This is a genomic window from Streptomyces sp. NPDC055140, from assembly GCF_053607285.1.
Genome location: NZ_JBSGTG010000072.1, coordinates 1 through 9,867 on the forward strand (window position 1 = coordinate 1; position 9,867 = coordinate 9,867).

The 9,867-nt window shown below is 67.4% G+C and carries 8 protein-coding genes and 1 pseudogene; 2 read left to right on the plus strand and 7 right to left on the minus strand.

Features of this window, described 5'->3' with window-relative positions; genetic code table 11:
* Positions 1-98 precede the first annotated feature (98 nt).
* A pseudogene (locus ACWFR4_RS46430) lies at positions 99-473 on the plus strand (zinc ribbon domain-containing protein); the annotation flags it as partial.
* Between the two features lie 12 nt (positions 474-485).
* Here ACWFR4_RS46430 and ACWFR4_RS46435 read toward each other — a convergent pair.
* From ACWFR4_RS46435 to ACWFR4_RS46465, 7 genes are all read right to left on the minus strand, one after another.
* Entirely contained in the window at positions 486-887 is a 402-nt protein-coding gene (locus ACWFR4_RS46435; protein WP_453657730.1) for a VOC family protein, read from the minus strand.
* Between the two features lie 247 nt (positions 888-1,134).
* Positions 1,135-2,397 carry an amidohydrolase gene (locus tag ACWFR4_RS46440; protein ID WP_453657732.1) on the minus strand — a complete coding sequence of 421 codons (1,263 nt, stop codon included), beginning with the start codon at positions 2,395-2,397 and terminating at the stop codon, positions 1,135-1,137.
* Between the two features lie 28 nt (positions 2,398-2,425).
* On the minus strand, positions 2,426-3,670 hold the full coding sequence (locus ACWFR4_RS46445; RefSeq protein WP_453657734.1) for an amidohydrolase family protein: 1,245 nt from the start codon (positions 3,668-3,670) through the stop codon (positions 2,426-2,428).
* A gap of 45 nt (positions 3,671-3,715) precedes the next feature.
* Positions 3,716-4,969, minus strand: a complete 1,254-nt coding sequence (locus tag ACWFR4_RS46450; RefSeq protein ID WP_453657736.1) for an MFS transporter — start codon at positions 4,967-4,969, stop codon at positions 3,716-3,718.
* Between the two features lie 97 nt (positions 4,970-5,066).
* Positions 5,067-5,804, minus strand: a complete 738-nt coding sequence (locus ACWFR4_RS46455; protein WP_453657738.1) for an aspartate/glutamate racemase family protein — start codon at positions 5,802-5,804, stop codon at positions 5,067-5,069.
* A 16-nt stretch (positions 5,805-5,820) separates the two neighbouring features.
* Positions 5,821-7,017 carry an acyl-CoA dehydrogenase family protein gene (locus ACWFR4_RS46460; protein WP_453657740.1) on the minus strand — a complete coding sequence of 399 codons (1,197 nt, stop codon included), beginning with the start codon at positions 7,015-7,017 and terminating at the stop codon, positions 5,821-5,823.
* A gap of 26 nt (positions 7,018-7,043) precedes the next feature.
* Positions 7,044-8,609 carry a class I adenylate-forming enzyme family protein gene (locus ACWFR4_RS46465; protein WP_453657742.1) on the minus strand — a complete coding sequence of 522 codons (1,566 nt, stop codon included), beginning with the start codon at positions 8,607-8,609 and terminating at the stop codon, positions 7,044-7,046.
* A 142-nt stretch (positions 8,610-8,751) separates the two neighbouring features.
* On the opposite strand from ACWFR4_RS46465, the gene ACWFR4_RS46470 reads away from it, so the two are divergent.
* Positions 8,752-9,348, plus strand: a complete 597-nt coding sequence (locus tag ACWFR4_RS46470) for a TetR/AcrR family transcriptional regulator (protein ID WP_453657744.1) — start codon at positions 8,752-8,754, stop codon at positions 9,346-9,348.
* Positions 9,349-9,867 lie beyond the last annotated feature (519 nt).

Here is a 9,867-nt window from a genome sequence, read left to right on the forward strand (position 1 = left end):
ATCGGCCAGGTCAGCCCGATCGCCTTCGAACAGCGAATGGTTACGCTGACCACTGCCGCATAGCAAACGGTGTCTACGGCTCAGGGGGAAGCCCCCACCCCCGGTTCCTCGCAAAGTCGACCATAGCGAGGAAGGCGGCCGACGCCGCGATCGGCGCGACCAAGCAGGCCCTGACCCACATGGCCCGCAAACACGGCCGTGAGCTGCATCTTGTCCATCCCGCGCACACCACCATGGACTGCGCAGTGTGCGGAGCGAGAACCAAGCACGCACTACCTCTCTCAGAACGGACCTACAGCTGCACCATGTGCGGAGCCGTCTCGCCCAGAGACAAGAACTCCGCCCGCGTGATGCTGGTCCGGGCTGGTCTCAACCCGGCTGGTGCTGATCGTGTAAGAGCTGCGAGGCCGCCGACCCACAGCCGACGTGAGCCAGAATCCTCCCCTCCCTTAGGAAGGGGAGGATTCAATTAGGAAGGGGAGGATTCAATTCGCGATCTCCCAGATGTGGCCGCCGGGGTCTTGGAAGCTGGCGGTCCGTATCCCCCACGGCCGGTCCATCGGGCCGTTCAGCAGCGTCACGCCGCGCGCCGCAAGCTCCTTGCACTTGGCATCCACGTCATCCACCGGGAGGGTGAGCTGGAGGCGGGATCCGACCTCAGGCGCTGCCACGCTCGCGGGATCGATGAGCTCATGCGCCGCTGTCGACTTCAGCAGGTTGATGATGGTGTTGCCGAAGCCGAATACGGCCGAGTTGTCGTTCTCGTAGTGCACAGGCAGTCCGAAGACCTCCTGGTAGAACCGCTTCGTGGCGTCCAAGTCCTCGACGAACAGAGTGATGGCGCTGATGCTGGTGGGCCACGCGGAATCGCTTGTCTTATCGGTCATGTCTACGAAGGATCTACGAGAGGTCCCGTCGTGCATAGAGGGCGGTCGAAGGCTTCTCAAGAAGAAGCGGACCTATCCGGTGAGGGCAAGATTACGCAGACGAACTTCCCGGCAGATTCGCCTGCGACAGGTAGGCCGCTGCCCGGCGCAGGACCCTCATTCTCCTGCTCCAGCAGCTTGATCCGACGACGCGCTTCCCGAACCCGTGGGACGGCAAGAGTCCTCGGGCTTCAGCCCGAGGAACATGTCAACTCGGCTGGTTGAGTTCGGCCAGCACCGCACCGGTCATGGCCGCGACTCCTTGGCCGATGACCGCGGGGTCGGGGGCGAAGTGCGGGCTGTGGGCGCTGGGAACCTTTGCGAACTTCTGCACCGGTGACGCGCCTTCCGCTGCGTCCCATACTGCGGCGGTAGTGGAGGGCAGGAACCAGTAGTGGTAGGGGATTGATGTGCCGTCGGGGCAGAGGGCGAGTTCGGAGAAGTCCTCGCTGCCCATGGCTGGGCCGGGGTCGATGACATGCGTGGCGGCGAACATCTCGCGGTGTGTTTGCGCGATTCGGCGAGCTGTTGCGGTGTCGTTGACTGTTGCGGGCATGGACTTCACTATGCGGATCCCCGGCTCGGCGGGGGCGCCGGCCGCCGCGCACTCGCCGGTCACGATGCGACGGATCGCTGTCACGATCTGGTCCTGGACCTCGCCCGTGGTGGAGCGCACGGTCAGCCCCAGCTCCGCTGTCTCGGGGATGACGTTGTGTGCCGTGCCGGCCTGGATCCGTCCCACGGTGACGACGGCGCTGTGGCGCGGGGCGATCTCGCGCGCGACGATCGACTGCAGTCTGCCGACCACGGCGGCGGCGATGACGATGGGGTCGATGGTGGTGTCGGGGCGTGACCCGTGGCCGCCGCGTCCGTGGATGACGATGTCGATGGACGTCGAGGCCGCCAGGACCGGTCCTTCGACATGGGCCACCAGCCCCGCCGGTCCGGCGCTGACGTGCTGGGCGAGCAGTACGTCGGGGCGAGGGAACCGTTCCAGCAGCCCGTCGGCGCGCATCGCGAGAGCTCCCTCCCCGGTTTCCTCGGCCGGCTGGAGGACGAAGAGAACCGTCCCGGTCCAGTGACGTCGGCCACGGGCGAGGGCCTGGGCGGAGCCCAGCAGCATCGCGGTGTGCATGTCGTGGCCGCATGCGTGCATGACACCGTCGACGCGTGATGCATAGGGCAGTCCGGTCGACTCCTGGACAGGCAGCGCGTCCATGTCCGCCCGGATCAGCACAGTGCGGCCGGGACCGTTTTCCAGGACCCCGACCACTCCGGTCCCGCCGACGTTCTCCGTCACCTCGACGCCGGAGTCCCGCAACTCCTTCGCGGCGCGGGCGGCCGTGGTGTGCTCGGCGTGAGCGAGCTCGGGGTGGCGGTGCAGATCCTCGTAGAGAGCGCGGATGGCGTGGTGATCGTGGTCTGCGGCGAGGGCATGTGCTTTCGCTGCCAGGGAGGTTGCCGAAAACATGGTGAGGTTGTCCTGTCCGGTTGCGGGGTCAGTTCTCGAAGGCGTTCTTGTGGACCGAGCCGTCCTTGATCACCACGGAGATGTTCGCGGCAGCCCCCAGCTTGTGGATGTCGGCGAGTGGGTCGCAGGACGCGATGACGACGTCGGCGCGCTTGCCCGCCTCAAGGGTTCCGATGTCGGCCGACAGGCCGAGGAGTTCAGCGGCCACCGACGTCCCCGCGAGGATCGCGTTCATCGGCGACATGCCGCAGTCGACGAGGTGCCCCAGCTCGCGCAGGTTGTTGCCGTGGGCGGAGATACCGCAGTCCGTGCCCATCGCGATCTTCACGCCGCGTTCGACGGCGCGCGGAATCGCGGCGTGCGCGCGCGCCTGCCACTGCTTCTTCTTGGCAACGGTCCATGCGGGGGTGACGGCCGGGTCGAAGCTCGCGGTGGCGGTGGACAGAGTCGGCACGAGGAAGGTGCCCTGGGCGAGCATGAGGTCGATGATCTCGTCGTCGATCTCGTAGCCGTGCTCAATGCTGTCGACTCCGGCGCGCAGTGCGTTGAGGATGCCGCCGCGTCCCTGCGCGTGGGCGGCGACCCGCTTGCCGCGGTGGGCGCGCGCCACCTCGACGACGGTGCGGATCTCCGCCTCGGTGAAGCCTTCGTCGTCCGGCTGGTCGGTGGGGCTTCCTACACCGCCCGAGGCCGCGATCTTGATCAGGTCGGCGCCTTGCCGCAGCAGGTTCCTGGCCTCACGTGCGCACTGCGCGGTGCCGTCGGCGAGGCGGCTGACGGAGGGCTCGGTGGGTCCGTCGTCCGTGGGCATGCGGAAGTCACCGTGGCCGCCGGTGGGCGACATCATCGCGATGGCGACGAGCAGACGCGGTCCCACTACCAGGCCGCGGGCCACCGCCTGTTTGAAGCCGGCGTCGAGCCCTGCAAGGTCGCGTGCGGTGGTTACGCCGGACATCAGGGTGCTCAGCAGGCGCGGCGTGGTCAGGTAGGTGCGCAGGGAGGCGGGCATCGCCGCGAGCTGTACACGGCTCATTTCACCGCCGGGCGCCGCGAGATGTACATGGCAGTCGATGAAGCCGGGCAGGATGGCGCCGCCGTGGGCATCGATGGCGCGGGCGCCCCGTGGGGTCTGAGGTGCGGTGTTGGCCGGGCCTGCCCAGGCGATGCGGCCGTCGGCGATGTGAACCACACCGTCGGGCACGGGAGTGGCGCCCGTGCCGTCGACGAGGAGTCCGTTGCGGACGATGAGGGCACTGGGTGTGGTGTCGTTCATGATGGCGGTGTTTCCTTCATCTGTGGTGCTGGGAGAGGGCCGGGGTCAGGGGACGGCGGGGATGTCCTTCCCTGTATCGGTGGCAGGTGTGCCCTCGTGCGGCATGTGCGGAAGGGCAGTGCTGTCGCGTGCGTAGGGCCGGTACAAGGCTGCCGAGGCCAGTCCGTTGACCGCGGTCAACAGCACCGTCACGATGAGCAGTGCGTCCTGCAGGCCGATGGCATCGCCCAGGAACCCGGTCAGCAGCGCGTAACCGGCGTACGCGAAGGCTTCGACGGTCGAGACGGACACGGCGAACGCCAGGGCCCGTAGTTCGGGACGGACGACGGCCATGATCAGCGGCCGGTTGACGACGGGAACCTGTCCCTGCAGGAAGCCGAGCACGGCGAAGATCAGGACGAAGAAGCCGATGCTGTGCCAGGCCGGCTCGATGCAGATCAAGGCGGCGCCCGCGAAGCTCAGTTGGCTGATCTGAAGCATGACGACCCGGCCGCTCAGTGGCCGCAGCTGATGCATGCGGTCGTTGATGCGCCCACCCGCGATGGTTCCACTCAGATAGCCGAGCGAGAACGGGAGCGCGACGACCGAGGCGGTGGCCGTGGAGAAGCCTTGTGCCTCGACCAGGAAGACCACGCCGAAGCTCATCATGACGTTCTGGCCCGAGAACAGCCGTTGCACGAGGATGAGTCGGAAGGTCTGGATACCGGCCAGCTCTCGCAGTCCGCTGCGCACGGTGCGGGCCTTGTTCTCGATGGCCACGGCTGCGGTGAGGGGCTTTCGTGCGGCCGGTCTCGGATCGTCCAGGAACAGCAGGATCAGCACTCCCACGAACAGGCACATCGCGCCTGAGGCCAGGTAGCCGTACCGCCATCCGTTCTCCAGACCGGAGAGGCGGCCGAACAACGGCGCACTGACCCCAGCGATCAGGGCGACGCCGCCGTACAGCATGCCCGTCACCCGGCCACGGCGGTGGTCCTCGCAGAGATCGCCGAGAATCTCCAGGGCGATGGGCCCGGCTCCGGCGAATCCGGCGGCCGCGATGCCGTAGACCACCACGAACTGCGTGAAGTTGCCTGCCATGGCGGCCAGGATGATCCAGATGCCCCAGAAGCCGGAGCACACGGCCAGCACGACCTTGCGCCGGAACCTGCGGGCCAGCAGCACCCACGGAATACCTGCGAGCATCCCCACCACCTTGGCCACGGCCACGAGGGTGCCGAGTGCCGAGGAGCTGAGGCCCATCGCGTCGCGCATGAGGGGGAAAAGGACGGTGGTCACGCTGCTCTCGGCATTGTCCATCGCTGTGGACGCTGTCAGGAGCGTCAGGTTCTTCCCGCGGGGTCCGCGCCCGGGCGGCGCGGCGGATCCGGCTGTATCCGCTGTCATGGAGTCCCTCTCAATGAATGCGGCCGATACGGTCGCTGAGCCTGAGGGCAGGAAGCTGGGGCGGGGCGGCGGCGTCCGACAGGACGGCGCGTGCGTAGATGTCACCGACGTCATGGCTGTTGGGGGGCAGTTCCGTCACGAGCGGGGACAGGTCCGTACAGCCGATGACGAACGCGTCGCCGGCTGAGGTCCAGGACGCGCCCATGACCGACCGGAATAGCTCGCGCGCCGCGGCGACCTGCCCCGACTTGACCAGGTGCACGCACCCTTGGATACGTTCCTGGTCTTTCGGACCAGGAAGGATGGGGCTCAGTCCTTCAGCCGTCAGCGCCCGGTGCAGGTGTCCCGTCCGGCGCGTGCCATCCGTCACGGCAAGCGCCGGACAGGACACACCAGCGGCACGCAACTGCCCGATGAGGGCGGTGATCATGTCGACGACCGGGATGTCGAGTGCTGCCGCGATCTCGCGCTGGTAGGTCTGGGAGGTGAGCGAGGGCAGAGCGATGAGCTCGGCCCCCGCCTCCTGAAGACGACGGGCCACTTCCTGAAGGGCCGGAACCGGGCTGGGCCCACCGTGCAGGAGGTGGTCGAGCCGACTGGGAATGGCCGGACTCGACAGCAGAATCATCTCGGGGTGGGCGTCGTCTGCGTCCGCATTGGTGAGTTCGACCAGGCGGGCGTAGAAGCGGGCGCAGGCCAACGGCCCGAGACCGCCGATCAGCCCGATGGTCCTCCAACGCGGCGCCACAGCCGGACGCGCCGGTTCAGCCGAGGGAAGCCAGGCCATGGGCTATGCCGTTGCGCTGGATCTCCGATGTGCCGGTCAGGATGCGGAACATCCGGATCTTGCGGAAGAGGAACTCGATCTCGTTGCCCTGGGTGAGGCCCTCCTTGCCGTGGATCTGGACGGCTTCGTCGAGGATGCGGAAGGCGGACTCCGCGACGAAGAGCTTGCACATGAAGGCTTCGGTACGCACGTCCTCACCTCGGTCCAGCGCGGCGAGCGCGGCGTAGGTCATGGAGCGGGCCGCGTAGAACTCGGTGGCCATGTCCGCGACCTTGTGCTGGATGGCCTGCAGGGCGAGCAGTGGACGGCCGCCGGCCACCTTGCGGGTGCGGGTGCGGTCCAGGGTCAGATCGAGGGCGCGTCGGGTGGCGCCCAGGGCGGTGGGGCAGTGCAGCAGCCGGTTGACGGTGACGCGGCCGAGCGCGATGCGCATGCCCTTGCCCTTCTCGCCCAGCAGGTTGCTGGCGGGGACACGGCAGTTGTCCAGGATGATGTCGCTCTCGATGTGCTCGCCGGACATCGGGGTCGCGCCGTCCGTGACACGGCAGCCGGGGCTGTCGAGATCGACGAGGAAGGCGGAGAACTGCGGCTTGTCGCCCTCCTGTTCGCTGGTTTCGGCCATACGGGCCACCACAATCGCGAAGTCGGCGAACGGCCCGGCCGAGGAGAACACCTTGTGCCCGCTCAGCAGGTAGTCGTCCCCGTCGCGTACGGCGGAAGTGCGCATCGATCGTACGTCGGAGCCCGCGTCGGTCTCGGTGAGAGAGAAGCAGCAGGCACGCTCGCCGCGTACCACGGGCAGGAAGTAGGTGTTCAGCTGGTGCTCGGTGGCATGATCCAGAATGTCGCCGGCCCGCAGCGGGCCGCCCATGTCGCCGAGCACACTGTGACCGAGGACCCGGCCGCTCGCCCCGATCTCCTCCTTGAGCGCGGCGAGTTCGGTGTACGTAAGGTTCTGCCCGCCGTGCTCCTCGGGCAGGTGGATGCCGTAGAAGCCGAGCGCACGGCTGCGCTGCCAGACGGGTTCGAGGTCGGCTCGGGTCAGACGGGTGGCCGGGGTGATGCCCCGTTCGCGTTCGTAGTCGGCCAACTCGCCGTCCAGGTAGGCGCGCAGCTTGTCTACGAGTCCGGCCAGTCGCGCGTCCTGGTAGGTGGGGCGCATGGAGAATGTCATGTTGGTTCCTCGTTCCGGGGGAGGTGTCAGTTGACGCGGCGGGTTGCGTCTGCCCAGAACGGTTCACGCACGGCCTTGCGGTCGAGCTTCCCGTTGCGGTTGTGCGGCAGTTCGCCGGCGAAGTCGACCGAGCGGGGCTTCTTGAAGCGGTCCAGGCGCTCGGCACAGAACTCGATCAGCTCGCCCTCGGTGACGGGGCTCCCTGTGTGAGGCACGATCACGGCTTTGACGGCTTCGCCCCACTGCTCGTCGGGCACACCGACGACGCAGGCTTCCCTTACCGCCGGGTGCTCGTAGAGGGCGGCCTCGACCTCGGTGCAGTAGATGTTGAACCCGCCCGAGATGATCATGTCCTTCTTGCGGTCGACGAGGAAGAGATAGCCGTCCTCGCGCATCCAGGCAAGGTCCCCGGTGTGCACCCAGCCGCCACGGAAGGTCTCGGCGGACAGCTCCGGTGCCCGCCAGTACTCCCGTACGCAGTCGGGACCGCGCACGATGACCTCGCCGACCTCACGCGGCGGGCACTCGTGGCCGCTCTCGTCCACAACGCGGATCTCCGTGTCGTACGAAGCACGGCCGCACGACTGCAGCAGTTCCGGGTCGTCTGTGACGGCGCGCGCGATGTCCTGGCTCGTCAGCCCGGCGACGACGCTGGTCGTCTCCCCGAGCCCGTACCCCTGGGCGACCACCGGCCCGAACAGGGCCACGGCATCGCGCAGCCGCTGGGGTGAGACGGGCGCTCCGCCTATGCGGACGCTGGTGAGGCTGGACAAGTCCCGTTCAGCCGCGCCCGGTTGGGAGAGCACCATGTTGAGCATGGCCGGCACGAGGAACGTGGTGGTGATCCGTTCCTTCTCCACTGTGGCCAGGAACGCCTCAGCGCTCCAGGTCGGCAGGATGTGCGTGGTGGAGCCGCCGAACACGCCAGCCAGCAGGCCCATGCCGGTGGCGTGAGTGATGGGGCCGCAGGCGAGGTAGCGGGTACCGGCGCCGGGCCTCGACTCGTCACTCATCAGCAGCTTGCGCATGTTGGCCAGCCGGTTGCCGAAGGTCTGCACGGCGGCCTTGAGTGCTCCGGTCGAGCCGGAGGTGAAGTTCAAAACACACGGCTCGTCCTCGCCGACCTCGACAGCGACCGGGGCGTCGCCTCCCTCGGCGAGCAGTCCGGCGTAGGACGAGCCTGTCTTCTCGGCATCCGTTGCACCGTCGAGCTCTATGGGCAGGCAGCCTGTGCCCGCCTCGGTGATCGCGGCGAGGGCGTCCTCCCGGTGCGCGCCATCGAAGATCAGGACACGTACCGGGGCGTAGCGGAGGATATGAGCGATCTCTCCGCGTCCCAGACGGGCGTTGACCGGGGCGCGTACCAGCCCGGCCTTGTAGAGCGCGAACTCCACCTCGACCAGCTCGCCGCGGTTCCAGGCGAGCGAAGCGACCGCGTCGCCGGGACGCAGGCCGCGGGCCAGGAGGGCGGATGCGAGGTTGTTGGCGGCCGTATCCAGCTGCGCGTAGGTCCAGGACCGCTTTCCACAGACCAGAGCCTCCTGGCTTGGCCAGTAGCGAGCGCTGCGGGAGAGATAGGTGCCGAGATTCATGGACGTTCTCCAGAAGCCGAGCAAGACGCATACCTCAGATGCGAGGCATGGTGAACGATTAGAGACAGCTTGTTCAGTAACTGATCGTCTGTCAAGGCTGAAGTAGACTCAGTGCGGACAGCGGAGAACCGGAGGGGGTCGAATGACCGAGGACCGACGCACACGCAGAACGCGCCGGAACCTGAGCGACGCATTGGTGGTTCTGGTTCTGGAGCGCGGGTTCAGCTCACTGACCGTGGAAGACATCACCGAGCGCGCCGACGTGGGCCGCGCCACCTTCTACAGCCACTTCCGCGACCGGGAGGACCTGTTCGCCCGGGTGACCGCCGACCTTCTCGAGGAACTCACCGAGCGGCTGCAGCCCGTCGTCTCCGACAGCTACGTCGGCTTCACCGGAAAGCCCGCCCTGGAGATGCTCCGCCACGCCCGGGAGCGACGCGACGTCTACCGGATCGTGTTGCGGGGGGAAGGCGACGGTAAACCGCTCCAGACCTTCACGGACACCCTCGCCCGCGCCACCGCCGACGAGTTCCGCGATCGGGCCGACCGTAACGGGGTCACCCCCCGGATCGATCCCGACCTGCTCGCCCGTGTCTGGGTAGGAGAACAGATCGCCGTACTGCGGTGGTGGACGGAACAGGAGGAACCACCCCTGCCGGTCGAGGAAGTGGTACGGATGCTCCTCGACCTGGGACTCCACGGCCGCTACTGGGCCACCGGCTTCGACGCGCCGGCCTGATCAACGGGCGACCACACCCGGCAGCAGGCAATCGGACAAGCAGATCAGGGGCGCGTCATCGGAGCGTGACGGCAGGATGCCCCCAGCGCGGACCGGCGGCAGAAAAGGTCGCGCTGCCACGGCACTGTCCATGGAGGACCTGTCCTACGTGTGACTCACTCAGATGAGTGGACAGGCTGACCCGTCAGTCTCAGTTCCGTGGCCACCGGCCGTGAGATTCGGCCAGCCAATCTGAGATCCCACAGGACGACAGAGGACAGTAGTTGTCCTTCGATAGCGAAGTACTCGTGTGCAGCCCGCTGACCTGGGAGCAGACGAACGACGCGATCGCGACGAGCGGGCCGATGATGGGCCCCCACAGTTTGGATGCCAGTGGGTGGCCGTTGAAGAAGAACGTGCGCCAGAACGAGTCCGGCACATCGACGGGGCTTCCCCCTGAGCCGTAGACACCGTTTGCTATGCGGCAGTGGTCAGCGTAACCATTCGCTGTTCGAAGGCGATCGGGCTGACCTGGCCGAT